This is a genomic window from Streptomyces griseoaurantiacus (assembly GCF_036189845.1).
In the GTDB taxonomy this organism is placed as follows: Bacteria; Actinomycetota; Actinomycetes; order Streptomycetales; family Streptomycetaceae; genus Streptomyces; species Streptomyces griseoaurantiacus.
In genome coordinates this window covers 2802646-2828611 of sequence record NZ_CP108326.1, presented here as the reverse complement: position 1 = coordinate 2828611, position 25966 = coordinate 2802646, and the positions used below count along the sequence as shown (strand labels likewise).

Below are 25966 nucleotides of genomic sequence, written 5' to 3'. Positions count from 1 at the left end.
GAGGCCGGGAACGGCGGTGTGCGCAGGGTGAGACACGGGTCGCCGGGTGGACGGCGCGGGGCGCGAGGACCGGACCCGAAGGGGGACACCCGCACGTATCCTGGGGTGACGCCCTGTCCGACTAAGAAAGCGGCACGTCATGCGCGTCTACGTCCCCCTGACCCTGCACGGCCTCGCAGAGGCGCACCGGGCGGGCGAGCTGGGGGCGGGACCGTTCACCGCGTACGCGGTCACGCCCGCCCTGCGGGAGTGGTACCTCTCGGAGGACCTGGAGGAGCTGGAGTACGCGGCGCTCGGCCGGGCCGCGCTGGCCTCGCTGCGGCTGCTCGCGGCCGAGCCGGGGGCGAGCCCGCGCAGGGTGGTCGTGGCGGCGGAGGTGCCGGACGCCTGGACCTCCGTGGACCCCGACCGGGGGCTCGACCCGGCGGCGCTCGGCGAGGTGCGGGTCTCGCAGGCGGTGCCGCTCGCGCGGGCGGCGGCGGTGCACGTGGACGCGGAGGACGCCGAGAAGGACGTCACGGCGGCCGCGGAGGCCCTCGCGGCGGCGGACCGGGGGGACGAGGACGCGCAGTTCCTCGTCGACGGGGCGGAGGACCACGAGCTGCTCTGGTTCGCCACGCAGGAGATCCCCCACCTGGTGGGCTCCGGCGACTGACCACCGGCCTGTCATCGGGAGTGGGTACCTTTTCCCGCATGGGGATGCGTGGGGTGCACATCGTCTGGGACTGGAACGGCACGCTGTTCCACGACAACGACGCGATCATCGGAGCGACGAACGCGGCCTTCGCCGAGCTGGGGCTGGAGCCGATCACTCTGGAGCGGTACCGGGCGCTGTACTGCGTGCCGGTGCCCAAGTTCTACGAACGGCTGATGGGACGGCTGCCGACGGCCTCCGAGTGGGAGCTCATGGACGCGCTGTTCCGCCGGCACTACGCGGAGCGCCGGGCGGCGTGCGGGTTGGCCTCCGGGGCGGTGGAGCTGCTGGGCGGCTGGCGGGCGACGGGGCACAGCCAGTCGATCCTGAGCATGTACGAGCACGAGGAGCTGGTCCCCCTCGTGCGGAGGTTCGGCATCGAGGAGCACTTCCTGCGGGTCGACGGGCGGACCGGGCCGTCCGGCGGCAGCAAGGCGGAGCACATGGTGCGGCACGTGGCCGCGCTCGCGGGGGACGGCGGGGTGGATCCGTCGCGGGTCGTGGTGATCGGCGACGCGGTGGACGACGCGGTGGCGGCACGCGGCGCGGGCGCGCGGGCGGTGCTGTACACCGGGGGCTCGCACGGGAGGGCGAGTCTGGAAGAGGCCGGGGTGCCGGTCGTGGACTCGCTGACGGACGCGGTCGCGCTGGCGGGACGCATGACGGACTGAGGCGCCCGGGCGATTCCGAGCCCGCGACGAGGTTCCGTAGTCGCGACGAGGACGCCGGGCCGGCGGACGACTCCGGGCCGGCGGACGACTCCGGGCCGGCGACGAGGACTCCGGGCCTGTGGCGGGGACCTCCGAGCCGGCCAGGGGGACTCCCGAGCCTGCCCCGACGGCTCCCGCGTCACCCGGCCCCGCCGGGTCCCCCCGTGCCCCATCCCGTCCCGTTACGTGAAGAAACCGTTTCTCTCTCTGTGCAGAACGTCAAAGTTCCGGGCCCCGTTTTGTACACAAGCGGCTCATGACGGGGGCCCCGGCGGGGGAGATAGCCTTGTGGTCGTGATCAGCGCGATAGTTCGCGGGGGCCTCGCCGTCCCCGCTCCGCGCCCGGTGAGCTCGGCCGTGAGCCGAGTCCGGGCGGCGGCCGCTGATTCGCCGGGACCGCGTCGTGCGGTCCCGGGGCGGGGCCCGGTCGAGAGGGCGCCGCTGGCGCCCGCCGGAGACTTCGGGGCGCGGAGGACGCGAAGGACGCAGGCGGCGCGTGAGGCGCCGAGAGCAGCGTCACACCCCTCCGAGGTGCCGACATTGGCCGATAACCCCTCGCCCGTCCCACCGTGCGGCATAGCGTCGAAGCAGACCGGACATTCCGCGTCGTGGCGTTGTGGCGGTTACGGCGGAGCAGAGACCGTACTTCCTTCTACGTCACGCAATGGCGCGCGACAGGAGCCAGAGGACAATGCAGACCAAGCTGGACGAAGCCAAGGCCGAGCTGCTCGAGAGGGCCGCTCGCGTAGCTGAGAACAGCCCGGTCGGGGGGCACCTACCGACCGGGCCGGCGGGCGAGGACTCCCCGGACGGCCCGTCGAGCCCGGGCACCCCGGCGACGACCTCGAAGAAGACCGCTGCCAGGACCACCGCCCCCAAGAAGACCGCCGCCAAGAAGACCGCCTCCGCCAAGACCTCCAGGACCGCCGCCCGCACGGCGCCCGGCGCCCCGGACACCTCCGACAGCGAGTCCGTGCTGTCGTTCCTGCAGCGCTACTACCTGCACACCGCCCCCGAGGATCTCGCCGACCGCGACCCCGTGGACGTGTTCGGCGCCGCCGTCTCGCACTACCGGCTGGCCGAGACCCGCCCGCAGGGCACCGCGAACGTGCGGGTGCACACGCCCACCGTCGAGGAGAACGGCTGGACCTGCAGCCACTCCGTCGTCGAGGTGGTCACCGACGACATGCCCTTCCTCGTCGACTCCGTCACCAACGACCTCTCCCGCCAGGGCCGCGGCATCCACGTGGTCGTCCACCCGCAGTTCGTCGTGCGGCGCGACGTCACCGGCAAGCTGCTGGAGGTGCTGTCCACCCCGCCCACCGGGGACCTGCCGCCGGACGCGGCGGTCGAGTCGTGGATCCACGTCGAGATCGACCGCGAGACCGACCGCGCCGATCTCAAGCAGATCACCGCCGACCTGCTGCGCGTCCTGTCCGACGTCCGCGAGGCCGTCGAGGACTGGGAGAAGATGCGGAACACCGCCTCCCGCCTCGCCGACGAGCTGTCCGGCGAGCCGCTCCCGGCCGACCTGCCGGAGCAGCAGGTGGAGGAGGCCCGCGAGCTGCTGCACTGGCTCGCCGACGACCACTTCACCTTCCTGGGCTACCGGGAGTACGAGCTGCGCGGCGAGGACGCGCTGAGCGCCGTCCCCGGCACCGGGCTCGGCATACTGCGCGCGGACCCGCACCACGCCGACGAGGAGGGCCACCCGGTCAGCCCCTCCTTCGAGCGCCTGCCGGCCGACGCCCGCGCCAAGGCCCGCGAGCACAAGCTGCTCGTCCTGACCAAGGCCAACAGCCGCGCCACCGTGCACCGGCCGTCCTACCTGGACTACGTCGGCGTCAAGAAGTTCGACGCCGAGGGCAACGTCACCGGTGAGCGCCGCTTCCTCGGCCTGTTCTCCTCCGCCGCCTACACCGAGTCGGTCCGCCGGGTCCCGGTGATCCGCCGCAAGGTGGAGGAGGTGCTGCGGGGCGCCGGCTTCTCGCCCAACAGCCATGACGGGCGCGACCTGACGCAGATCCTGGAGACGTACCCGCGCGACGAGCTGTTCCAGACGCCGCCGGACGAGCTGCGGGCCATCGCCACCTCGGTGCTCTACCTCCAGGAACGCCGCCGGCTCCGGCTCTACCTGCGGCAGGACGAGTACGGGCGCTACTACTCCGCCCTCGTCTACCTCCCGCGCGACCGCTACACCACGGGCGTGCGGCTGCGGATCATCGACATCCTGAAGGAGGAGCTCGGCGGCACCAGCGTCGACTTCACCGCCTGGAACACCGAGTCGATCCTGTCCCGGCTGCACTTCGTGGTCCGCGTACCGCAGGGCACCGAACTGCCCGAGCTGTCCGACGCCGACAAGGACCGCATCGAGTCCCGGCTCGCCGAGGCCGCCCGCTCCTGGGCCGACGGCTTCTCCGAGGCGCTCAACGCCGAACTCGGCGAGGAGCGCGCCGCCGCCCTGCTGCGCCGGTACGGAAGCGCCTTCCCCGAGGGCTACAAGGCCGACCACAGCCCCCGGGCCGCCGTCGCCGACCTCGTCCACCTCGAGCAGCTCGACGACGAGAAGGACTTCGCGCTCAGCCTCTACGAGCCGGTGGGCGCCGGCGCCGCCGAGCGCCGCTTCAAGATCTACCGGCGGGGCGGCTCCGTCTCCCTCTCCCGGGTGCTGCCGGTGCTGAGCCTGCTCGGCGTCGAGGTCACCGACGAACGCCCCTACGAGCTGCGCTGCGCCGACCGCACCACCGCCTGGATCTACGACTTCGGGCTGCGCATGCCCGCGCAGAACGGCGGCGAGCACCTGGGCGACGACGCCCGCGAGCGCGTCCAGGACGCCTTCGCCGCCACCTGGACCGGCCGTGCCGAGAACGACGGGTTCAACGCCCTCGTCCTCAGCGCCGGGCTGAGCTGGCGGCAGGCGATGGTGCTGCGCGCGTACGCCAAGTACCTGCGCCAGGCCGGGTCCACGTTCAGCCAGGACTACATGGAGACCACTCTCCGCAACAACGTCCACACCACCCGGCTGCTCGTCTCCCTGTTCGAGGCGCGGATGTCGCCCGAGCGGCAGCGCGCCGGGCACGAGATCGTCGACGCCCTCCTGGAGGAGCTCGACGCCGCGCTCGACAAGGTCGCCTCCCTCGACGAGGACCGCATCCTGCGCTCCTTCCTCACCGTCATCAAGGCGACGCTGCGCACCAACTTCTTCCAGCACGCCTCGGACGGCACGCCGCACGACTACGTGTCCATGAAGTTCGACCCGCAGGCCATCCCGGACCTCCCGGCGCCCCGCCCGGCCTACGAGATCTGGGTGTACTCGCCGCGCGTCGAGGGCGTGCACCTGCGCTTCGGCAAGGTCGCGCGCGGCGGTCTGCGCTGGTCCGACCGGCGCGAGGACTTCCGCACCGAGATCCTCGGCCTGGTCAAGGCGCAGATGGTCAAGAACACGGTGATCGTGCCGGTGGGCGCCAAGGGCGGCTTCGTCGCCAAGCAGCTCCCCGACCCCTCCGTCGACCGCGACGCCTGGCTGGCCGAGGGCATCGCCAGCTACAAGACGTTCATCTCGGCGCTGCTCGACATCACCGACAACATGGTGACCGGCGAGGTCGTGCACCCCGCGGACGTCGTCCGGCACGACGAGGACGACACCTACCTCGTCGTCGCCGCCGACAAGGGCACCGCGACCTTCTCCGACATCGCCAACGAGGTCGCCGAGTCGTACAACTTCTGGCTCGGCGACGCCTTCGCCTCCGGCGGTTCGGCCGGCTACGACCACAAGGGCATGGGCATCACCGCTCGCGGCGCCTGGGAGTCCGTCAAGCGGCACTTCCGGGAGCTGGGGGTGGACACCCAGAGCGAGGACTTCACGGTCGTCGGCGTCGGCGACATGTCCGGCGACGTGTTCGGCAACGGCATGCTGCTCAGCGAGCACATCCGCCTGGTCGCCGCCTTCGACCACCGGCACATCTTCCTCGACCCGAACCCGGACGCGGCCACCTCCTACGCGGAGCGCCGCCGCATGTTCGAGCTGCCCCGCTCCTCCTGGGCCGACTACAACACCGAGCTGCTGTCGGCCGGCGGCGGGATCTTCCCGCGCAGCGCCAAGTCGATCCCGGTCAACGCACAGATCCGCGAGGCCCTCGGCATCGAGGGCAAGGTCAGCAAGATGACCCCGGCGGAGCTGATGAAGGCGATCCTCCAGGCGCCGGTCGACCTGCTGTGGAACGGCGGCATCGGCACCTACGTCAAGGCCTCCACCGAGTCGCACGCCGACGTCGGCGACAAGGCCAACGACGCCATCCGCGTCGACGGCGGGGACCTGCGCGTCCAGGTCGTCGGCGAGGGCGGCAACCTGGGCTGCACCCAGCTCGGCCGGATCGAGTTCGCCAACCGGGGCGGCCGGATCAACACCGACGCCATCGACAACAGCGCCGGCGTGGACACCTCCGACCACGAGGTGAACATCAAGATCCTGCTCAACGGCCTGGTCCGCGAGGGCGACCTCACCGTCAAGCAGCGCAACAAGGTCCTCGCGGGCATGACCGACGAGGTCGGCCGGCTGGTGCTGCGCAACAACTACGCGCAGAACCTGGCCCTGGCCAACGCGCTCGCCCAGTCCAAGGACATGCTCCACGCCCAGCAGCGGTTCATCCGCCACCTGGTGCGGGCCGGTCACCTCGACCGGGCCCTGGAGTTCCTGCCCACGGACCGGCAGATCCGCGAGCGGCTGAGCGCCGGCAACGGCCTCACCGGCCCCGAGACGGCCGTCCTGCTGGCGTACACGAAGATCACGGTCGCCGAGGAGCTGCTGGCCACCACGCTGCCGGACGACGCGTACCTGCGCGGTCTGCTGCACGCCTACTTCCCGAGCGCCCTGCGCGAGAAGTTCGCCGAGGCGATCGAGAGCCACCCGCTGCGCCGCGAGATCATCACGACCGTCCTGGTCAACGACACCGTCAACACCGGCGGTACCACCTATCTCCACCGGCTGCGCGAGGAGACGGGCGCCTCGCTGGAGGAGATCGTGCGGGCGCAGACCGTCGCGCGCGCCATCTTCCGCTCCGCCGAGGTGTGGGACGCGGTCGAGGAGCTCGACAACAAGGTCGACGCCGAGGTGCAGACCCGGATCCGGCTGCACTCCCGGCGCCTCGTCGAGCGCGGCACGCGCTGGCTGCTCAACAACCGGCCGCAGCCGCTCGAACTCGGCGAGACCATCGAGTTCTTCCAGGAGCGCGTCGACCAGGTCTGGTCGCAGCTGCCCAAGCTGCTGCGCGGCGTGGACGCCGAGTGGTACCAGAAGATCTACGACGAGCTGGCGGGTGCCGGCGTGCCGGACGAGCTGGCCACCCGGGTGGCCGGGTTCTCCTCGGCCTTCCCGACGCTCGACATCGTCTCCGTCGCCGACCGCACCGGCAAGGAGCCGATGGCAGTCGCCGAGGTGTACTACGACCTCGCCGACCGGCTGAACATCACCCGGCTGATGGACCGCATCATCGAACTGCCGCGTGCGGACCGCTGGCAGTCGATGGCCCGCGCGGCGATCCGCGAGGACCTGTACGCGGCCCACTCGGCGCTCACCTCGGACATCCTGACCGTCGGCAACGGCACCTCCACGCCGGAGCAGCGGTTCGAGACATGGCAGGAGAAGAACGCGGCGCTGCTCGGCCGGGCCCGCACCACGCTGGAGGAGATCCAGAGCTCGGACTCCTTCGACCTGGCGAACCTGTCGGTGGCCATGCGGACGATGCGGACGCTGCTGCGCTCGCACAGCTGACCGACCGGTCGACCCGTTGACGCGGGACACGTCGTGGGGCGCCCTCCTCGGAGGGCGCCCTTCGGCGTTTTCCGCCGGGCCCCGCCCGCCGGGTCCTTGGGGAACCCCGGCGGGATATCTACCATCTCCTCTCAAAGAGGACATATCTTCACCGCTGTCCTCCTCATCGCCCCCGCGGCGGCTGGAGGTTCCGGACCCGTGACTGTCAGCGTCTTCGCCGGGAGAGTCCGCGGCACTCCGGTGACCCGCCCCTCCCGGGCCCTCGGGGCACTGCGCGCGGCGGTCGTGCTGCTCGTCCTGCTCCTGGCGCTGGTGATCCTGCGGCTGCCGTGGATCGGGGACCTCGGGATGCACGCGGCGACCGTGGAGCGGCTGCGGCACGCCCTGCCGCGTCCCGGCGATCCGCTGGTCCGGGCGGACGCGCCCAGCCCCTACTACTCGCCCTGGACGGTGCTGCTCGGTTGCCTGGCCCGGCTGACCGGGCTGTCCGTGTGGAACGTGCTGCGGGCGGGGGCGGCGGTCGCGCTCGCGCTGCTGGTGTCCGGGGTCTGGCGGTACGCGAGGACGCTCTGCGGGCACCGGGCGGCCGGGCCGCTGGCGGTGCTGTGCGTGGTGCTGCTGTGGGGGGTGCGGGACTTCGCGTGGAGCGGGTTCCCCGGGCTGGTCTCGCTGGCGCTCACGATCGCCTATCCGAGCACCCTGGCCCTCGGGCTGTCCTTCCATTTCTGGGCGCTGCTCACGCGGGCGGCACGGGACCGGGCGGGGTGGGGGGCGTTCCTGGGACTGGGCGGTCTGTGGGCGGTGATCCTGCTGGTGCACCAGTTCACGGGTGTGGTCGCCACCCTGGGGGCGGTGGGGGTGCTGGTCTCCGCCCGCGCCGCCGCCACTCCCGGACGTCCCCTCGGCGTGCGTCCCCTCGGCGTCCGGCCCCTGGCGGGCGCCGCGCTCGGGGCGCTGCTGCTGTGGCTCTGGCCCTACTACGACTTCTTCTCCCTGCTGCGCGCGGGCAGCGGTCTGGAGGCGGTCCACCGGCCCCTCTACGAGGACCTGCTGCCCCGCTACGGGCTGGTGCTCCTCGGCCTCGCCGCCCTCCTCGTACGGGCCCGCCGCGCGCGGTGGGACGCGCTCGTGGTCTTCTGCGCGCTCGCCGTGCTCGTCTTCACCGCGGGAGGACTGACCGGGCACTGGTCCTGGGGACGGGTGCTGCCCGGGGTGCTGATCCCGGCGCAGCTCGCGGTGGCGGTGGAGACCTGCGAGGCGTGGGGCCGGCTGCGGAGGCGAGGGCGGGCGGCCCTCGCGCTGGTGCTCGGGGCCGCGCTCGCCGCGGGCGCGTGGGCGCAGGTGGGGGTCCTGGGGTACGCCGTGCCGCGCCGGGCGCTGCCGGCCGCGGTCCTCGCGCGGAGCCCCGAGCCCTGGCCGGGCTACGGCTGGATCACGCCTCCGGTGCGCTACGGGGACGTGGTGCTGGCCCGCACGGGACCGGCCCGGCGCATCCCGGCGTACGGGGCGTACACCGTCGCACCCGGCTACCCGGACGTGTTCCTGGTCGACGAGGCGGAGCGGCTCGCCGCGGTGCGCCGGTACTACGCGCCGGGCACCTCCCCGGCCGCCCGGCGCGCCGTCCTGCGGCGGTACGGCGTGCGGTGGGTCGTGTGGGGCCGGGGCTACGGGACCCCGCCGGCCGGGCTGCGCCGGGCGGTCGCCGGACCGGACGGCGCGGTCCTGTACGCGGTCGTCACCCCGCGGAGCGGCCGGGGAGCCGGGCCAGGAAGTCCGTGAGCGCGGCCGCGACGGCGGCGGGGGCCTCCAGGGGCAGCAGGTGCCCGGATGCGGGCACCGTGACCAGTTCGGCGTGCGGGACGTACGGCAGGAGGTGCGCGCGCAGCACCTCCGGCGGCTCGACGAGGTCGTGCTCCGCCGCCAGGACGGTCACCGGCACCTCGATGCCGCCCACCGCGCCGGTGATGTCCTCGGCGATGCCGTGCAGCGGCCACGCGCGGCGGGCCTCCTCCCCGGCGGAGAGGCTGTCGCGCACGGCGGCGGCACGCGCCTCGGCGGCCAGGGGAGCGGCGGTCAGGACGTGGTCGAGGGCGTGCTCGACCGTCGCGGGCGCGTCGTAGGCGTGGGACAGGCCCTGCCGGTACTCCTCGGTGACCCCGGCGGGCGGCCGGGGCGGGGCGGGGGCGAGGAGCACGAGACCGGCGAGCCCGGCCGGGCGGCGGCCCGCGAGGAGCAGGCTCGCCTTGCCGCCCATCGAGTGGCCGACGAGCACGTACGGTCCCGGTACGCACGTCTCGGCCACCGCGGCCAGATCGTCCGCGCTCTGTTCGAGCCCGTACGGTCCCGGCAGCGCGCGCGAGGCGCCCCAGCCCCGCTGGTCGAAGCGGACGGTCGCCCGGCCGGGCGGGAGCCGGCGCAGCACGCCGTCCCAGGTGCCGGCGGTGCCGCCCCAGTAGTGGGCGAAGACCAGCGCCGGTCCGGCGCCCTCGCAAAGGCGCACCTCCAGGGCGCCGCCCCGCACGGGCACGGTCCTCCTCGTCCCGGTCAGGTGTGCCGTGCCCGCCGGGCTTGTCGATTCCGTCATGACGACGTCTCCTCCTGTGATGCCTCCACGACGCTTCCCTGCCGTCGTGCGCACTGTCGACGCTACGCACGCGGTCGTACGCTTCCCGGTGGAAAGGGACACGATGGTTGTGGAAAACGGACACCTCGCCGTCCGGCGGTTGCGGTACCTGCCCGCCGTCGGCTCGCCGTACGGGGTGGAGGTGCTGGACTTCGCCGCGCTGCGGGCCATGGACCCGCAGCGCCGCCGGACGCTCCCGCAGCGCCCCGACTTCCACGTCCTCGCCCTGGTCGGCTCCGGGACGGGCGGCCACGAGGCCGATTTCCGCGCCCACGGCCTCCGCGAGGGCTCCGTCGTGTGGATCCGGCCCGGCACGGTGCACCGCTGGAGCGACGTCGAGACGGTCGACGGTCCGCTGGTGCTCTTCCGGCCCGCGTTCCTGCCCGGCTTCACCGCGGCCGAGGCCGCCGCCCCGGTGTGCTGGGAGCTGGACGCACCACGTCTGGACCTCGCGCTGCTCGCCGCCGGGCACCTCGGCCGCGAGCACCGGGCGGTGGCGGTGACGCCGGCCCGCGCCTCCGGGGAACTGCTCTCCCACCTGCTGGCGGCGCTGCTGCTGCGGGTCCTGCCGGCCGGGACCGGGGCCGGGCCGGGCGAGGCGGACGGCGACGGACGCGGCGCCGGGGGCACGGCACCGTCCGGCGGGCGGCACGCGGAGGTCTTCCGCGCCTACCGGACCGCCGTCGAGGAGCACTTCGCCGACTGGCACCACGTCACCGACTACGCCCGTGCCCTCGGCCACGACGTGCGCACGCTCACCCGGGCGACGCGGGCGGTGACGGGCGAGGGGGCCAAGGCCTTCCTCGACCAGCGGGTGCTGCTGGAGGCGAAGCGGATCCTCGCGCACACCGACGTGCCGGTGGCGGGCTGCGCCCGGCGGCTCGGGTTCGCCGACGCCGGGAACTTCACGACGTTCTTCCGCAGGCAGACGGGGATTCCGCCGGGGGCGTGGCGGGAGGGCGCGGAAGCCGGGCGGGAGGGCGCGGGAGCCGGCGCCCTCCCCGGCGGACCCCGGTAGCCGCGCCCCCGCGTGGCCGGGGGCTCAGAGCGCCTTCAGCGCCCCCGCCGTCGCTCGTGCCAGGCTCGGCAGGTAGTGCTTCGGCAGCTTCGGCTCGCGGGCCACGACCGCCCGCCAGTACAGCGGCCCGGAGATGAGGTCCAGGGCCAGGCTCTCGTCGGCGGAGGCACGGATCTCACCGCGGGTCCTCGCCGCCGCCACGATGCCCCGGGTCACCGACTGCTGGCCCTCCCGCAGCGCCTTCTGCAGCGCCTCGGCGATCTCCGGGTTGCGGGCCGCCTCGGCCTGGAGGTCGGGCAGGATCTGGCCGGCCACCGGGTGGCGCAGGGCGCGCGAGGTCACCTCGTACAGCAGTCGCAGGTCCGCCTCCAGGGAGCCGGTGTCCGGGGCGGGCAGGCCCTGCACCGCGAGGGCCGAGACCAGGTCGAGGACGAGGTGCAGCTTGGAGCGCCAGCGCCGGTACACCGCTGTCTTGCCGACGCCGGCCCGGCGGGCGATGCCCTCGATGGACATCCGCGCGTAGCCGACGGCCGCGAGCTCCTCGAAGACGGCCGCGCGGATCGCCTCGGTGACCTCGGGCCGCAGCACGGCGGCCCCGGCCGGTGCCCGGCGCGACCGGGGCTTCGGGTCGGCGGGGCGGGACGGCCGCGGGGGTGCGGCCGGCCGTCCCTCGGCCGCGTCCTTCCCCGCGTTCCCGTCGGGGCGCCCGCTGTCCGCGTCGGCTCTGCTCGTCATGCGGCCCAGCATAGGGCGTGACGACGAAACGGTTGCGTTGCGACGTCGCCACGGCCTACGCTGACGAAGCGACGATACGGTCCCGTTCCGACGTCGATCCCTGCCGGCCGAGCGGGCCGGGCCGAGGGAACGCACGGCGCCGACGGGCCCGCCCTCCACCGAAAGCAGCGGACGTGAGCCAGGTCCTGCAACCCCCGCCCCCGGCGGCCACCGCCTCCCCGGCGCCGGACGCGCCCCCCGCCGAGACGCCCGCGCAGCTCGCCGCGCGCTACGGACTCTCGGTCAGCGGCGCCCGCCCCTCCCTGCCCGAGTACGGCCGGCAGCTCTGGGCCCGCCGGCACTTCATCCGCGCCTTCGCCACCGCCAAACTCACCGCCCAGTACAGCCAGGCCAAACTCGGCCAGCTCTGGCAGGTGGCCAACCCGCTGCTCAACGCGGCGGTCTACTTCCTGATCTTCGGCATCCTGCTCGGCACCAAGAGGGGCGTCCCGGACTACGTCCCGTTCCTGGTCACGGGCGTGTTCGTGTGGACGTTCACGCAGAGCTCGATCATGGCCGGCACCCGCGCGATCTCCGGCAACCTCGGCCTCGTCCGGGCGCTGCACTTCCCGCGCGCCGCGCTGCCGGTGTCCTTCGCGCTCCAGCAGCTCCAGCAACTGCTCTTCTCGATGTGCGCGCTGGTGGTGATCCTGCTCGCCTTCGGCGTGCCGCCCGCCGCCTCCTGGCTGCTGGCGGTGCCCGCGCTGGTGCTCCAGTTCTGCTTCAACGCCGGCGTCGCCATGGTGATGGCCCGCTGGGGCGCCAGGACCCCGGACATCGCGCAGCTCATGCCCTTCGTGCTGCGGACCTGGATGTACGTCTCCGGCGTGATGTGGAGCATCGACCACGTCACCCGCGACCGGGACCTGCCGCACCTCGTGCTGCTCGCCCTGCGGTGCAACCCGGCCGCCGTCTACATCGACCTGATGCGTTTCGCGCTGATCGACAGCTTCCACGCGAGCGGGCTCCCGCCGCACGTGTGGGCGCTCGCGACCGGCTGGGCACTGCTCGCCGGCGTCGGCGGGTTCGTCTACTTCTGGAAGGCCGAGGAGACGTACGGCCGTGGCTGACACCGATCACAGGACGAGCGACCGCATGACGAGCGACCTCAGGACCACCGACCGCAGGACCACCGACCTGACGAAAGCCGCTTCCCCGGCTCCCGTCCCCACCGTCATCTGCGACGCCGTCGACATCGTCTACCGCGTCAACGGAACCGGCGCCGGCCGGGGCGCCGCCACCGCCGCGCTCAACCGCATGCTGCGCCGGAAGCAGACCGAGCGGGCGGCCGGTGTGCGCACGGTGCACGCCGTGCGGAACGTGTCCTTCACCGCCCACCGGGGCGAGGCCATCGGCCTCATCGGCACCAACGGCTCGGGCAAGTCCACCCTGCTCAAGGCGGTCGCCGGACTGCTCCCCGTGGAGCGCGGCCGCATCTACACCGACGGCCAGCCCTCCCTCCTCGGCGTCAACGCGGCTCTGATGAAGGACCTCACCGGCGAGCGCAACGTCCACCTCGGCGGGCTCGCGATGGGCATGTCCCGGGAAGAGGTGAGGGAGCGCCACCAGCAGATCGTCGACTTCTCCGGCATCAACGAGAAGGGCGACTTCCTCACCCTCCCCATGCGCACGTACTCCTCCGGCATGGCCGCCCGGCTGCGGTTCTCCATCGCCGCCGCCAAGGACCACGACGTCCTCCTCGTCGACGAGGCCCTGGCCACCGGCGACCGTTCCTTCCAGAAGCGCTCCGAGCGGCGCATCCGGGAGCTGCGCGCCCACGCCGGCACCGTCTTCCTGGTCAGCCACAGCAACAAGTCGATCCGGGACACCTGCGACCGCGTGCTGTGGCTGGAGCGCGGCGAACTGCGCATGGACGGACCGACGGACGAGGTCCTCGCGGCGTACGAGGAGTTCACCGGAGGCCCCGACAGGGCGGGGAAGGCGCCCCGCGAAGCGGAAGTAGCCGGACGGGCCGCCGGGGCGCGGACCGACCGGGCCGCGCCCCGACCCCCTCTTCCCTCCTGAGGCCCAACCGCATCCACCCCTTTTGCCCCTTTGGTGTAACGATGGCCTGGTGTCGTCCTCGTCGGCGTCCACCAGGGGCGCGGGGCGTGGCGGAGCGAAGGAGGCCGCGTGCGATCAGGTCATGTGCAGCCGGGTCTGAGCGTCGTCGTGTACGGCCCCGAGGCGCGGGGACACCTCGCCGAACTGCTCGACTCGCTCGCCGCCCAGCCGTTCACCGGCGTCGAGATCGTCCTCGCGGCGGTCGGCGAGCGGGCCCGGCGGGAGGCGGAGCGGGCGGCGCAGCGCGACGGCCGGGTACGCGCGCTGCCACTGCCCGCGGACACGGACGAGGCCGCCGCCCGCACGGCCGGCGCCGAGCACGCCACCGGCGCCTGGCTGCACTTCGTCCGCGCCGAGGACGCACTGCCCCCGGGCACGCCCCGCGTCCTCGCCGAGCGCACCGCGGAACTCCCGCCCGAGGTGCAGGTCCTGGCCGTCGACCACGTCCGCTCCACCTGGGACGCCCCCGGCGCCCGCAGCGGCGACGGCTGGATCTTCGCCCGCACCGGACGCCGCACCCCGGCCCTCGCCGACTTCCCCAACATGCTGCGGCTGACCCCGCTGCTCGGCGCCCGCGTGGTCCGCGCCGAGTTCTGGCGGGCGCACGAGGCGCTGCCCGCCACCCGGGAGGCCGCGGGCGAGGAGGCGTACCTGGCGTACAGCCTGCTGCTGCACGCCGACCGGATCGCCTTCCTGCACCAGCCGGCCTACGAGCGCCGCGTACCGCGCCCCGAGAGTCTGCCGCCGCCCGCGCCCGAGGACCGGTACGCGCTGATCGAACGGTACGAACGGCTGCACCGGCTGATGGCCGAGCGAGAGGTCCCCGGGCGGCCCCGGGCGGTGCTGTACGACGTGATGGTCCGCGACTGCCTGCGCACCTTCGCCCGCAGCGGCATGCCCGAACCGGTGGCGCGCGAGTTCTTCGCGCGCGCCTCCCGCGCCGCCGTCACCCTGCGGCCCGAGGGCCACCGCCGCCCCGGGGGCTTCGAGGGCATCCGCCGCTCCCTCCTGGAGGAGAACGCGTACACGAGGTACCGGGCCCTCCAGGCCGCCAACCAGCGGCGCCGCACGGTCCGGAAGGCCGTCCTCGGGGGCCGCCGGATCGCCGCCGCGCTGCTCCACGAGCAGCGCTACCGCAGGGCGCTGAGCGGCCCCGTCGACCCGCGTCTCGCGGTGTTCTCCGCCTACTGGGACCGCGGTGTCGCCTGCAACCCGGCCGCGATCGCCCGCCGGCTCGCCGCCCTCGCCCCGGACATCCACCAGGTCTGGGTGGTCTCCCGCGACCGGGCCGCACTGCTGCCCCCGGGCACGGACCACGTGGTGCCCGGCACCCGCCGCTACTGGGAGGTCATGGCCCGCGCGAAGTACCTGGTCAACAACGTCAACTTCCCCGACGCGGTGGTCAAGCGGCCCGGCGCGGTCCACCTGCAGACCCACCACGGCACCCCGCTCAAACGCATGGGCCTGGACCAGCTCGACTTCCCCGCCGCCGCCAAGGGCCTCGACTTCGAGGCGCTGCTGGCCCGCGTCGACAAGTGGGACTACAGCGTCTCCGCCAACAGCCACTCCACCCGCATGTGGGAGCGCGCCTACCCCTCCCGCTACACCCCCCTCGACCACGGCTATCCGCGCAACGACGTCTACTACCGCGCCACCGCCGCCGACATCCGCGCGATCCGCGAACGGCTCGGCATCGCCCCCGGCCGCCGCGCGATTCTCTACGCCCCCACCCACCGCGACTACGAGGCCGGCTGGAACCCCCGCCTGGACCTCGCCCTGCTCGCCGACCGGCTCGGCGAGGACACCGTCCTCCTGGTGCGCGGCCACTACTTCTACGGCAACGCCGCCTCCCCGCTCGCCGGGCTGCGCCGCACCGGCCGGGTGATCGACGTCTCCTCCTACGACCCGGTGGAGGAACTGGCCCTGGCCGCCGACGCCCTGGTCACGGACTACTCGTCGATCATGTTCGACTACGCCAACCTCGACCGGCCGATCGTGATCCACGCCGACGACTGGGAGACCTACGCCTCCACCCGCGGCGTCTACTTCGACCTGACGGCCGAGGCGCCGGGACCGGTCGCGCGCGGCCAGGAGGAACTGACCGAGATCCTCGCCGACGACGCCTGGCGCGACGCGGGCGCCCGCAAGGCGCGGTCCGCCTTCCGCCGCCGGTTCTGCGAGTACGACGACGGGCAGGCCGCCGAACGCGTGGTGCGCAGGGTCTTCCTCGGCGCGGCCGAGGACACGCTGCCCCCGGTCGTCCCCGTCGAGGAACGCATCCCCGCCCCCACCCCCGAGGAGGCGACCGCACTGTGACCGCCCCGGACGCCGTACCCCTGACCGTCCCCGAGCTCACCAGCCCGGACGTCACCGTCACCGTGATCGTCTACAACGACGCCGCACGGCTGCCGCGCGCCGTCGCCTCCGCGCTGCGCCAGACCCACGCCGACATCGAGGTGATCATCAGCGACGACCACTCGACCGACGACACCCCGGCCGTCGCCCGCGCCCTCGCCGCCCAGGACCCCCGGGTGCTCCACCTGCGGTTGCCGGAGAACAGCGGCGGCTGCAGCGCCCCGCGCAACCGCGCCCTGGAAGTGGCCCGCGCCCCCTACCTGATGTTCCTCGACAGCGACGACGAACTCCCCGAGAACGCCGTCGAGTTGCTGCTCGCCGCCCACCGGGAGCGGGAGGTCGACTTCGTGATGGGCGCCGTGGAGCGGGTCCGGGTGGACACCGGGCGCCGCTCGCGCTGGATGGCCCACCTCGTCGCCGAACGCCGCACGGTCGAGGGCATCGAGGCCGAACCGGGGCTCCTGTTCGAGCACCTGTCGACCAGCAAGATGTACGCCCGCTCCTTCCTGGACCGGCACGCACTGCGCTTCCCCGAGGGCATCCACTACGAGGACCAGCTCTTCTCCGCGCAGGCGTACTGCCTGGCCAAGTCGTTCACGATCCTCCCCGAGCCGGTCTACCGCTGGTACATCGCCCCGTACGCCGCCGCCGACGCCGCCTCCATCTCCAACCAGCGGCACAGGCTGAGCAACGTGCGCGACCGGGTGCACGTGCAGCGGCTGATCGACGCCTTCCTCGCCGAGAGCGGCCACGAGTCGCTGCGCGAGGACAAGGACTACAAGTTCCTCAAGCACGACTTCCGCATGTACGCGGGCGACCTGCCCTATCGGGACGAGGAGTGGCTCAGCGCCTTCGCCGCCGAGGTGACGCCCTACCTGGACACTCTGGCCCCGGGCGCGTTCGCCCGGCTGCCGCGCCCGGAACGGGTGGTGCTCCAGCTCGTGCGGGACGGCAGGTTCGCCGAGGCCCGGTGGGCGGCGCGCGGTCTCGGCCACGCGGTGGCCCCCCGGGAGACCACCGCGGACGGCACCGGCCTGTACTGGGGCGCTGTCGCCCCCGAGACCGACGCGGCCCGGCGCGAACTCGACGTCACCGACCTCGAACTGGACTCCCGCCCCTTCCCCAGTGCCCTGTTCCGGCACGAGATCCGCTCGGTCGCCCCCGGCCCCGGCCTCACCCTCGACCTCGCGGTGCGCACCTACGACCCCGGGCTGCGGCTGCCCGTGGGACCCCAGCGGGCGAGTGTGGTCCTCGCCCCCGGACGGCGCCGGCTCACCGCCGCCTTCCGCCTCGACCCGGTGCGCCCCGGGGTGTTCGAGGGCCGGGTCCGCCTGGACCTGGGGGCCGCGCGGCTGCCGGTGCACGGCTTCGGCGGGGTCCGCCACCCGCGGCTCCGCCTGCACCACCAGGACCTCACGAACACCGGAGTGCTGCTGGCCCCGCTGACCTTCCCGGTGCTGCGGGCGACGGCGCACGGCGGGGCCCTGCCGCACGCCCTGACCGTCGAACCCGAGGGCAGGGGAGCGGGCCGGCTGCAAGTGCGCTGGACCCCGGTGGGCCCGGCCGCGCGCCTGCTGCCCCCGCTGGCCCGCCGCCTGTCCTCCCCGAGGCTCCGCCGGGCGGCCCGGTTGGTGCGCGGCGCCCTGCGCTGACCCGCCGTCCGCCCGGCTACGAGGAGGGGCCGGCCCCGTTCCGGGCCCGCGCCAGGAGCACGGGGTCGTGGGCGCACAGGATCGCCGGGCCGTCCGCCCGGCCGTGCAGCTCCGCCAGCCGGTCGTGGTTGGCGCGGACCCGGGCGAGGTCGTGGGCGACGAGGGTCTCCGTGGCGCGCAGGGCGAGCGGCATGCGGGTGCGGCCGGACAGCGTGGTGCGGTGGAAGAAGGCGTCGCCCGCGTGGAGCAGCACGCCGTCCTCGGCCTCCACGGCGACACCGGCGTGACCGCGCGTGTGGCCCGGCAGCGGGACGAGGACGATGCCGGGGGCCACCTCGTCCAGTTCCCGGGCCGCGGCGAAGCCGTGCCACGCCTCCCCGCCGGGTCCGTGCTCGACGAGCAGGGGCCCGTGGTCCCACTGGGCGGGCCGGAAACGGAGCCGCTCCCGCCGGGTGGGCGCGTGGATCGCGCCCCGCGCCTCGGCCGCGGTGACGTGCACCCGCGCCCCGGGGAAGTCCGCGATCCCCCCGACGTGGTCGGGATCGAGGTGGGTGAGCACGACGTGGCGCACGTCCTCGCGCCGGAAACCGAGGCGCTCGACCTGGCGGGCGGCGGTCTCCTCGGGATCGAGGAGCGGCCGCATGGCCAGACGGAGGGGGCCCACCCGGCGCGCGGGCTCGGCGACGTCCCGCAGGCCGTACCCGGAGTCGACGAGGACCAGGCCCCGCCGGTCCGTCTCGACCAGCAGCACATGGCACACGAGGGCGGCGCCCGGCGGGCGCATGGTGCCGCAGTTCAGGTGATGCACCTTCACGGCGCGTCCCTTCTCAGGACGATTTCGGCTCCGGGAGGTCCAGGTCCGCCTTCGGGGTGTGGACGAGGGAGGGATCGGGCTCCCCGCCGGACATCTTCAGCACCCCGCGCAGACAGCGCAGGGTGAGCAGCCAGTTCCGTGGATCGCGCATGTTCAGCCCGCCGATGAGCTGCTTGAGCATCGACAGGGAGTCGTAGTAGACGCGCTCGCAGAGCAGGTTCTCGTTCTCGTCGAACAGGAAGTAGGCGGACATCCGGACACGGAACCGGTTGCCGGTCGGCGGGATCGCGCCGAGGGGGCCGAGGTGGGTGCCCACCAGCCAGAACTCGACGATCACCGCGTCCTCGCTGTGCCGCAGGGCGATGAGCTCGTGGTCCTGGTCCGGGAAGGCGGTCCGGGAGAAGTCGTAGTAGCCGCGGACCGCCCTCTCCCCGTCGTGGACCGTCATCAGCGGCACGAGTTCGTAGCGCGGATGCGGGAACGTGGCCAGGACGTCGTCCCACTGCTGGCGGCCCTCGTCGTGGATGTGGTCGAGGACCAGCTTCTGCCGGGCCGCGCGCACTTCGTCGGTGATCACAGGGTCTGGCTCCGTCCCGGACGGACGGGAGGGTGTCAACTCCCCGTCCATAGACCGTGGTTGGCAAACGAGTCGTCAACCGGGACGCTATGCGGGGCCTCGCGGGCTGTCAATCATGGAAAGGCGGGGCGGCCCCTCGCGCGGAGGCGGGAATTCCCCTTGCGCGGCAGCCGGGACAGGCGACGCCGGAACACCGCCGCCGCGCCCCGCGGTCCGGGAGCCACGCGCAGGGCGAGCGAGCCCGAGTGGGTGGCGTAGGGGTGGAGCAGCAGCAGACCGTGACGCAGGCTCGGGAGCGCCGTGCGGGTCAGCAGGCCGGGGCCCGCCGTGGCGTGGGCCGTGGTCTCGCGCACCGCGCCGTCGGCGAAGCGCAGGCGGACCCGCAGGTCCCAGGTGGCCGCACCGGCCGCGGCGAGGGCTCGCGTGTCCAGCGGCAGCGCGGCGGTCCAGGTGCCGGACCCGGGGAGGGCCGGCCGCAGCGCGGCCGTGCCGACCGGGAACGCCCGACCGTCCTCGCGGTGCACCAGCGTGGCCTCCACCGTGCGGGGGCCGGCCCCGGCGACCCTGCCGTACAGCTCGTGCAGGCGCAGCCGCAGCCGGGTGCCGCGCGCCCGGGGGCGCAAAGCGGCGTCCACGGCGAGCGGGAGCACGCGCAGCGGGCGGGTCAGGACGTGGTCCAGCGCCACCTGCGGGAGGTCCGCCGACCAGACGGGCGCCCCCTCCGGGGTCACCGCGTACGGCGGGCACAGCCGCGAGGGGCGGGCGGCCAGTTCCCGCAGCCGGGGCAGGTCCCGGGGCTCCCCGGAGGCCAGCACCACGCGGGCGACGACGCGCCCCGGCGCGGGCGCCCGCGCGAAGTCCGCCTCGTCGTACGCCGCCAGGTGCGCCCGGGTCAGCGCCCACCACGCGCGCCGGTAGGCGGCGTCCCGCAGGCCCAGCTCCCGCGCGTACATCCGCACCTCGTGTTCCAGGAACTTGGCGCGCGCCTCCCGCGCGAGCCGTTTCTCCCCGGCGCCCAGCAGGATGTCGTACGCCTGCCGGGCCGCCTCCGTGCGGGCCCGCCAGTTGTCGACGCCCGCCCGGTCCAGCGAGATCGACAGCCGGTCGGCGGTGCGGCGCACGTGCCAGACGTAGACCCGGTCGGGGACGAGGGCGAGACGCGGTCCGGCCGCCAGGACGCGCGCGGTGAAGACGAAGTCCTCGTAGGGGAAGCGGCCCTCGGGGAAGCGGATGCCGTGCGCGCGCAGGAAGCCGGTCCGGTACAGCTTGTTGACGCACAGGGTGTCGTGCACCAGCCGGCGGCGGGCGGCGGGCCGTTCGACCACCGCCGGGCGCGCGTACAGCTCCGGCTGCCAGGGGGTCTCGCGCCCCGAGGGCACTTCACGGCGCACGCACAGCCCGGCGGCGACCTCGGCCCGGTGGCGCCCGGCCGCGCGCAGCAGGGCGTCGACGGCGCCTGGCGGCAGGACGTCGTCGCTGTCCAGGAACATCAGGTAGGGGGCGGTCGCCGCGTCGATGCCGTCGTTGCGCGGGGTGCCGCAGCCCCCGCTGTTGACCGAGCGGCGGATCACCCGCAGGCGCGGCTCCCCGGCGGCGAGTGCCGCCAGCAGGCCGGCGCTGCCGTCCGGTGAGCAGTCGTCGACCGCGATCACCTCGCGCACGGCGGGACCCTGCGCCAGCGCGGACCGCACGGCGGTGGTGACGTGGGCGGCGTCCCGGTATCCGATGACCACGACCGCGACGGCACCGTCCCGGTCACCCTCACGCGGGGGCCGGTCCGGTGTCCCTCGCGCGGCGGAGGCTGGATCCATGGGAATCACGCACCGATTCGTCTGAATGAGAGTGACAGGCACCGCCCCTTCGTCAGGAGACGCTCAGCCTGTCGTCCGGGAGACGGGAGGAACCGGGCCGGGGCTCCCGGGGCGGGACGACCGCCTCGGGGCGTTTCGCGGTGGCCCGCCACAGCCGCACCAGCGACAGCACCGCCGCGCAGGCCAGCAGCCCGTTGCGGGTCAGCATCAGCAGGCAGCCCGTCCAGCTCGACCTCATGACCTCGATGTAGAGCGCCGGGTACACCACCGTGCTGGTCGCGGTCGCCGCCAGGATCAGCCAGGCCACCGGGCGCTGGGTGGTGTGCCGGGAGGTCAGGCAGACGGCGGCCAGGCCCACCAGCCACACCATGTACTGCGGGCTGATCACCCGGCTGGTCACGGTGAACAGCAGCACCGCCGCGAGCGCCGCGTCGGACGGCGTGGCCGTCGTCCAGTGCCGGGCCCGCAGCCGCCACACCAGCAGCAGGCCGAAGGCGAGGACGGTGAGCGCGAGCGAGACCGTGGCCACCTGGTGCACGTACGGGCCCACGAACTCCCGCGCCCCGAACTGGTACCGGGTGCGTCCGGGCCAGCCGGCGCGGCGGGCGAGGCCGAGGACCGTGCCGCCGAGCGACTCGATCTGCACGCCCCGCCCGCCCTGCTGGCGCAGGAAGTCGAAGGGGGTGCGGAACAGCGTGGCGAGGAGCGTCAGCAGCGCGGCCGCGGCGAGGGCGGCCGAGGCCCAGGCCCGCCGGGAGTCACGGCCGCGCGGGGTGCCGATGAGGACCAGTGCCGGCCAGACCTTCACCAGGGCGCCCAGACCCGCGAGTGCGCCACAGACGCGGGGGGAGCGGGTGAGGGCCAGCAGGGAGAGCACGGCGAAGGCGGTGACCTGCACGTCGTAGCGGGCCAGCGGAAGGTGCAGCAGCAGCGGCAGCCCGCCGATCCACAGGGCGGCGCCGCGCAGGCTGCGGCCGGTGCGCAGCCCCGTGCGCAGCAGGGCGAGCAGCACCGCCAGGTCGGTGAGGAGGGTGAGCGCGACGAAGCCCTGGAAGTAGGTCACCCCCGGCAGCAGCGCGGGCGACAGCAGGACGAGACCGGCGCCGGGCGGGTACTGCCACATGGGGTCGCCGACCGGGAAGGCCCCGTGGACGAGGATCCCGTACCAGTGGAAGTACAGATGGTGCACCTCGCGCGAGACGCCGCCCAGGCCGAGCGGCCGGGCGTCGTCGTGGACGAGCAGCCACAGCATCAGGGCGCGGCTGAGGAGCCAGGCGGCGGCGAGGCCGAGCAGCGGGCGCGGGCGGCGGCGGGCGGCGGCGGTGATCGAGGTGCTCATCAAGCTCGGATCGTAGGCCGGGCAAGAGCCGCATGTCGGGTGATACACCGTCAAACGGGTAGGAACGGATGTGATGAGTACAAGTTCGGGCGATACGCTCACCCGCCTGCCTCACTCGCCCTCGCCCGCGTGCCCGCCTGTCTCGCGCGGCCGCCTCACCCGCCCGTGTCACCCGCCGGGAGTCCCCGCTCGGGAGTCCGCGCGGGCGTCACGGGGTCGCGGTGTTCCCGTTCAGCGCGTCGGGCCGGGCGATCGCCGCGTCGAGGGCGGCCGTGAGGGTGTCCAGGCGCTCCTGGAGGTCCCTGACCTCGTCCGCGTCGAAGCCGGTCGCGGCGCCGATGCGGCGCGGCACCTCCAGCGCCCGTTCGCGCAGCGCCGTGCCCTGCTCGGTGAGGCCCACCTGGACCGAGCGCTCGTCCCGTGCGCTGCGCTCCCGGCGCACGAGCCCCGCCGTCTCCAGGCGCTTGAGCAGCGGCGAGAGGGTGCCGGAGTCGAGCCGGAGGTGCTCGCCGAGCCGCTTCACCGGCAGCTCGCCGTGCTCCCACAGCACCAGCATCACCAGGTACTGCGGGTAGGTCAGCCCGAGGTCCTGGAGGACCAGCCGGTAGACGCCGTTGAAGGCCCGGGTGGCGGCGTGCAGGGAGAAGCAGATCTGGCGGTCGAGGCGGAGGATCTCGGCCTCCCGCGTCGTGGAGTGCTGCGTCCTGGTCATGCCACCAGGGTAGCCCTCGACGTCATTTAGTTGCACACAATTGAATTGCGTGCTTCACTTATGGCTGTACCGCAAGGCAAGGCAGCACTCCGAACCCAGGAACGGATGGTTTTCCATGGACGCGCTCTACACCGCCGTCGCCACCGCCACCCACGGCCGTGAGGGACGTGCCGTCACCTCCGACGGCAAGCTCGACCTCGACCTCTCCGTCCCCCGGGAGATGGGCGGCGACGGCAAGGGCACCAACCCCGAGCAGCTCTTCGCCGCCGGGTACGCCGCGTGCTTCGCCAGCGCGCTCGGCGCCGTCGGCCGGCAGGCCAAGGTCGACGTCAGCGAGGCCGCCGTGACCGGCGAGGTCTCCATCGGCAAGCAGGGCGAGGGATTCGCCCTGGCGGTCACCCTCCGCATCGAGCTCCCGGACGGCCTCGACCAGGAGACCGGCCGCAAGCTCGTCGAGCAGGCCCACCAGGTGTGCCCCTACTCCAACGCCACCCGCGGCAACGTGCCGGTGGAGCTGGTCGTCGAATAAGGCGGCACGGTACGGCGCACGGGGCGCCCTCCGGGGCGCCCCGCCCGCACGGCCCCACCCCTCACGGCTCCACCCCTCACGGCTCCACCACGCCCGGCGGGCGGCCCGCCGCGAGCCCCCGCTCGCCGAACACCACGTGCCGCACGACCCGCTCCGCCGCCCGCCCGTCGTCGTACGGGCAGAAGCGCTCACGGAAGGCGGCCCGCCGCCGCGCCGCCCGCATCCCGCCGTAGCGGCCGGAGAGGAAGACGTCGACCACCTCGTCCTCACTGTGCGTCACCTCGCCCGGGGGGAACGTCCGCAGGTCGAAGTAGGTACCCCGGGCCGCCTCGTAGGCCTCGCGGTCCTCCGCGTGGATCACGACGGGCCGGTCGAGGCCCGTGTAGTCGAACATCAGCGACGAGTAGTCCGTGAGGAGCGCGTCCGAGGCCAGGCAGAGGGACTCCACGCTCGGGTACCCGGACACGTCGAGAAGGCCCGGCGCGTCACGGACGCGGACCATCGGCTCCCCGTACGCGGGGTGCGCGCGGGTCAGCAGCACGAAGCCCGGGCCGAGCCGGCGCAGCACCCGCTCCGGGTCCAGCGGCCGGTAGGGGGTGCGCCGGTAGTCGCGGAACGTCGGTGCGTACAGCACCGCCACCGCGTGCGGGGGGATGCCCAGAGAGGCCCGCAGCCGGGCCGTCTCCTCGGCGCCCGCCCGGTGGAAGCGGTCGGTGCGCGGCAGCCCGTACTCCAGGATGGTGAAGGCGGCGGGGAAGGCGCGCTCCCACACCAGGGTGGAGTGACGGTTGCCGGAGAGCACGTAGTCCCACCGGTCCGCGTCCCGCAGCAGCCGCTCCACCTCGCCCTCCCGGACGACGGCCGGACGGTCCCGGACGTCCAGGCCCACCCGCTTGAGGGGGGTGCCGGCCTGGGTCTGGACGACGATCTGGCCGGGCCGCTTGCGCAGCCGCGCGTCGAAGGGCGCGTTGCCCACGAGGTAGCGCGAACGGGCGAGCGCCGTCCAGTACGCGAACGAGCCGGGGCGCACGCCCCGCGTGCACGGCGGGACGGTGTGCCGGTGCTCCGGGCGCGTGATCCACGTCGTACGGATGCGCGGCGCCAGCTCCCGGAACGCGGCCTCCAGCGCCCCCGGGTTGCAGCCGTAAGGCTGCCCGCCGTGGCTGGCGAACACCGCGCGGTCGGCCCGCACGGGCAGCAGCCGCTGGGTGCGGTAGTGCAGCCGCAGCGCGGCGGCGCCGAGACCGCGGCCCACCGGACCGGCCGCGCGCCGGGCCCGCCGGGCCTGGAGGACGGCCAGGGACAGCAGCCGGTACGTCCGACGGCTGCCGAGCCGCACGAGCAGCCGCCGCATCCGGTGACCGGCCCCCGGCCCCGCCTCCGCCCGGGTGGCGCCCGGCAGGGCGGGCCCGGCGCTTGCGGGCCCGGCGCTCACGGGACCGGCGTTCGCGGGCCCGGGCAGCGAGCCGCCGCCCGCCCTCCGCAGCCCCCCGCGGCGCACCCGGTGGCGCCGGCAGTGGGCGCGCGCCCGGCGCAGGAACTCGGCGCGTGCCCCGCGCGGGAGCTGCCGCCCGCACCCCTCGAACAGCGCCGTCAGATGGTCGACCATGCGGTGGAACACCACCGGCCGCCAGCGCGCCAGATCGGGGCGGTCGGCGAGCCGCGCGAAGACCCGGTCGTACTGCGCGAACACGTCGAAGGGACGGCCGCCTCCCGTGCCGGGGAAGACGGCACCGGGGTACGAGGCCCCGGCCCCCGTCCCGTGGTGGCGTCCCCGCCTGCGGTGCACGCACACCCGGTCCAGCGGGGCGATCGACTTCGCCGTCAGGAGCACCGGGTACGTCCACGCCGGGTCGCCGTGCCCGCCCGGCGGGAACAGCAGGAGCTCCCGTTCGAGGAAGTCCCGCCGGTACGCCTTGTTCCACACCACCGGCGGCAGCGCCAGCAGGCCGGGACGGTCCTCCGGACGGAAGGAGGGCACCGGCCCGTCCCCGGCGGCGAGCCGGTCGGCGAACGGGTCGGGCACCTCCTCGCCCGTCCACAGGACGTAGGCGTGCCCGTAGAGCAGCAGGTCCGGCTCCTCCGTCTCCTTCAGCCGGACCGCGAGGGCCTCCAGCGCGCCCGGCGTCAGGCTGTCGTCCCCGTCCAGCAGGAGGACGTAGTCCCCACACGCCCGCGCCAGCCCGGCGTTGCGCGCCGGGCCGGAACCGGACGTGCGCGGGAGGTGGAGCGGCACGACCCGGGCGTCCCGGGCGGCGAACTCGTCGATGATCGCCCCGCAGGAGTCCGGTGAGCAGTCGTCGACCGCGAGCAGTTCGAGGTCCGGGTAGGACTGCTCCAGCACGGACCGCAGGCAGGCGTGCAGATGGGCCTGCACCTTGTACGCGGGGACGATGACACTGAACCGGGGCACGAAGACATCCATATGGTCGGCGCGGGCATATGCCCGGGAACGGCCGAAGGAGTGATCCGGTTACGCCGTTTGTGGCATATGGGGGACACCCCGGCGTGTCGGCACACGGAA

The 25966-nt window shown here is 74.1% G+C and carries 18 protein-coding genes; 10 read left to right on the top strand and 8 right to left on the bottom strand.

Going from position 1 to position 25966, the window contains the following annotated elements:
* Positions 1 to 139: 139 nt before the first annotated feature.
* The 4 genes from OHB09_RS12525 to OHB09_RS12510 all read left to right on the top strand — a co-directional run bounded on the left by OHB09_RS12525 (position 140) and on the right by OHB09_RS12510 (position 8953).
* Positions 140 to 655, top strand: a complete 516-nt coding sequence (locus OHB09_RS12525; RefSeq protein WP_006138858.1) for a DUF6912 family protein — start codon at positions 140 to 142, stop codon at positions 653 to 655.
* Between the two features lie 38 nt (positions 656 to 693).
* Positions 694 to 1365, top strand: a complete 672-nt coding sequence (locus OHB09_RS12520; RefSeq protein ID WP_040894347.1) for an HAD family hydrolase — start codon at positions 694 to 696, stop codon at positions 1363 to 1365.
* A gap of 730 nt (positions 1366 to 2095) precedes the next feature.
* Positions 2096 to 7174: an NAD-glutamate dehydrogenase gene (locus tag OHB09_RS12515; RefSeq protein ID WP_006138860.1), complete on the top strand. Its 5079-nt coding sequence runs from the start codon at positions 2096 to 2098 to the stop codon at positions 7172 to 7174.
* Positions 7175 to 7372: 198 nt separating this feature from the next.
* Entirely contained in the window at positions 7373 to 8953 is a 1581-nt protein-coding gene (locus OHB09_RS12510) for a hypothetical protein (RefSeq protein ID WP_407077324.1), read from the top strand.
* On the opposite strand, the gene OHB09_RS12505 is transcribed toward OHB09_RS12510, so the two are convergent.
* A complete protein-coding gene (locus OHB09_RS12505) occupies positions 8910 to 9758 on the bottom strand; it encodes an alpha/beta fold hydrolase (RefSeq protein ID WP_234527824.1) in 849 nt (282 codons plus the stop codon). The two genes, OHB09_RS12510 and OHB09_RS12505, sit on opposite strands and share 44 nt — an antisense overlap.
* Positions 9759 to 9867: 109 nt before the next feature.
* Here OHB09_RS12505 and OHB09_RS12500 point away from each other — a divergent pair, with 109 nt between their 5' ends.
* Positions 9868 to 10815 (top strand): AraC family transcriptional regulator, encoded by a 948-nt coding sequence (locus OHB09_RS12500; RefSeq protein ID WP_328919524.1) that lies wholly within the window; start codon positions 9868 to 9870, stop codon positions 10813 to 10815.
* Positions 10816 to 10839: 24 nt separating this feature from the next.
* On the opposite strand, the gene OHB09_RS12495 is transcribed toward OHB09_RS12500, so the two are convergent.
* Positions 10840 to 11562 (bottom strand): TetR/AcrR family transcriptional regulator, encoded by a 723-nt coding sequence (locus OHB09_RS12495; RefSeq protein WP_407077323.1) that lies wholly within the window; start codon positions 11560 to 11562, stop codon positions 10840 to 10842.
* Between the two features lie 161 nt (positions 11563 to 11723).
* On the opposite strand from OHB09_RS12495, the gene OHB09_RS12490 reads away from it, so the two are divergent.
* The 4 genes from OHB09_RS12490 (at position 11724) to OHB09_RS12475 (ending at position 17660) form a co-directional block, all read left to right on the top strand.
* Complete coding sequence (locus tag OHB09_RS12490; protein ID WP_006138865.1) at positions 11724 to 12659, top strand: ABC transporter permease; 936 nt, start codon at positions 11724 to 11726, stop codon at positions 12657 to 12659.
* The gene (locus OHB09_RS12485; protein ID WP_328921983.1) at positions 12652 to 13614 is read left to right on the top strand and encodes an ABC transporter ATP-binding protein; all 963 of its coding nucleotides are present in this window, start codon (positions 12652 to 12654) and stop codon (positions 13612 to 13614) included. Before OHB09_RS12490 ends, OHB09_RS12485 begins: the two co-directional genes overlap by 8 nt.
* A 108-nt stretch (positions 13615 to 13722) precedes the next feature.
* Positions 13723 to 15969 carry a bifunctional glycosyltransferase/CDP-glycerol:glycerophosphate glycerophosphotransferase gene (locus OHB09_RS12480; RefSeq protein ID WP_328921982.1) on the top strand — a complete coding sequence of 749 codons (2247 nt, stop codon included), beginning with the start codon at positions 13723 to 13725 and terminating at the stop codon, positions 15967 to 15969.
* Positions 15966 to 17660: a glycosyltransferase family 2 protein gene (locus OHB09_RS12475; RefSeq protein WP_328921981.1), complete on the top strand. Its 1695-nt coding sequence runs from the start codon at positions 15966 to 15968 to the stop codon at positions 17658 to 17660. The genes OHB09_RS12480 and OHB09_RS12475 overlap by 4 nt, the downstream gene beginning before the upstream one ends.
* A 16-nt stretch (positions 17661 to 17676) precedes the next feature.
* Here the strand turns inward: OHB09_RS12475 and OHB09_RS12470 are convergent, their stop codons facing one another.
* The 5 genes from OHB09_RS12470 to OHB09_RS12450 all read right to left on the bottom strand — a co-directional run bounded on the left by OHB09_RS12470 (position 17677) and on the right by OHB09_RS12450 (position 22913).
* Positions 17677 to 18474, bottom strand: coding sequence for an MBL fold metallo-hydrolase (locus tag OHB09_RS12470; RefSeq protein WP_191853475.1), 798 nt, complete (start codon positions 18472 to 18474; stop codon positions 17677 to 17679).
* 13 nt (positions 18475 to 18487) lie between these two features.
* A complete protein-coding gene (locus tag OHB09_RS12465) occupies positions 18488 to 19051 on the bottom strand; it encodes an ester cyclase (RefSeq protein ID WP_006138870.1) in 564 nt (187 codons plus the stop codon).
* A gap of 113 nt (positions 19052 to 19164) precedes the next feature.
* Positions 19165 to 20862 (bottom strand): glycosyltransferase family 2 protein, encoded by a 1698-nt coding sequence (locus tag OHB09_RS12460; protein WP_328921980.1) that lies wholly within the window; start codon positions 20860 to 20862, stop codon positions 19165 to 19167.
* A 52-nt stretch (positions 20863 to 20914) separates the two neighbouring features.
* Positions 20915 to 22201 carry a glycosyltransferase family 87 protein gene (locus OHB09_RS12455; protein WP_006138872.1) on the bottom strand — a complete coding sequence of 429 codons (1287 nt, stop codon included), beginning with the start codon at positions 22199 to 22201 and terminating at the stop codon, positions 20915 to 20917.
* 208 nt (positions 22202 to 22409) lie between these two features.
* Positions 22410 to 22913, bottom strand: coding sequence for a MarR family winged helix-turn-helix transcriptional regulator (locus OHB09_RS12450; protein ID WP_191853473.1), 504 nt, complete (start codon positions 22911 to 22913; stop codon positions 22410 to 22412).
* 115 nt (positions 22914 to 23028) lie between these two features.
* Here OHB09_RS12450 and OHB09_RS12445 point away from each other — a divergent pair, with 115 nt between their 5' ends.
* A complete protein-coding gene (locus OHB09_RS12445) occupies positions 23029 to 23442 on the top strand; it encodes an organic hydroperoxide resistance protein (RefSeq protein WP_006138874.1) in 414 nt (137 codons plus the stop codon).
* 76 nt (positions 23443 to 23518) lie between these two features.
* On the opposite strand, the gene OHB09_RS12440 is transcribed toward OHB09_RS12445, so the two are convergent.
* Positions 23519 to 25855 (bottom strand): bifunctional glycosyltransferase/CDP-glycerol:glycerophosphate glycerophosphotransferase, encoded by a 2337-nt coding sequence (locus OHB09_RS12440; protein WP_328921979.1) that lies wholly within the window; start codon positions 25853 to 25855, stop codon positions 23519 to 23521.
* Positions 25856 to 25966 lie beyond the last annotated feature (111 nt).

What these genes read in the sequence shown, in the direction of transcription:
- OHB09_RS12525 (WP_006138858.1), top strand. Translation starts at nt 140, where the DNA reads ATGCGCGTCTACGTCCCCCTGACCCTGCACGGCCTCGCAGAGGCGCAC.
- OHB09_RS12520 (WP_040894347.1), top strand. Translation starts at nt 694, where the DNA reads ATGGGGATGCGTGGGGTGCACATCGTCTGGGACTGGAACGGCACGCTG.
- OHB09_RS12515 (WP_006138860.1), top strand. Translation starts at nt 2,096, where the DNA reads ATGCAGACCAAGCTGGACGAAGCCAAGGCCGAGCTGCTCGAGAGGGCC.
- OHB09_RS12505 (WP_234527824.1), bottom strand. Translation starts at nt 9,758, where the DNA reads ATGACGGAATCGACAAGCCCGGCGGGCACGGCACACCTGACCGGGACG.
- OHB09_RS12495 (WP_407077323.1), bottom strand. Translation starts at nt 11,562, where the DNA reads ATGCTGGGCCGCATGACGAGCAGAGCCGACGCGGACAGCGGGCGCCCC.
- OHB09_RS12460 (WP_328921980.1), bottom strand. Translation starts at nt 20,862, where the DNA reads ATGGATCCAGCCTCCGCCGCGCGAGGGACACCGGACCGGCCCCCGCGT.
- OHB09_RS12455 (WP_006138872.1), bottom strand. Translation starts at nt 22,201, where the DNA reads ATGAGCACCTCGATCACCGCCGCCGCCCGCCGCCGCCCGCGCCCGCTG.
- OHB09_RS12450 (WP_191853473.1), bottom strand. Translation starts at nt 22,913, where the DNA reads ATGACCAGGACGCAGCACTCCACGACGCGGGAGGCCGAGATCCTCCGC.
- OHB09_RS12445 (WP_006138874.1), top strand. Translation starts at nt 23,029, where the DNA reads ATGGACGCGCTCTACACCGCCGTCGCCACCGCCACCCACGGCCGTGAG.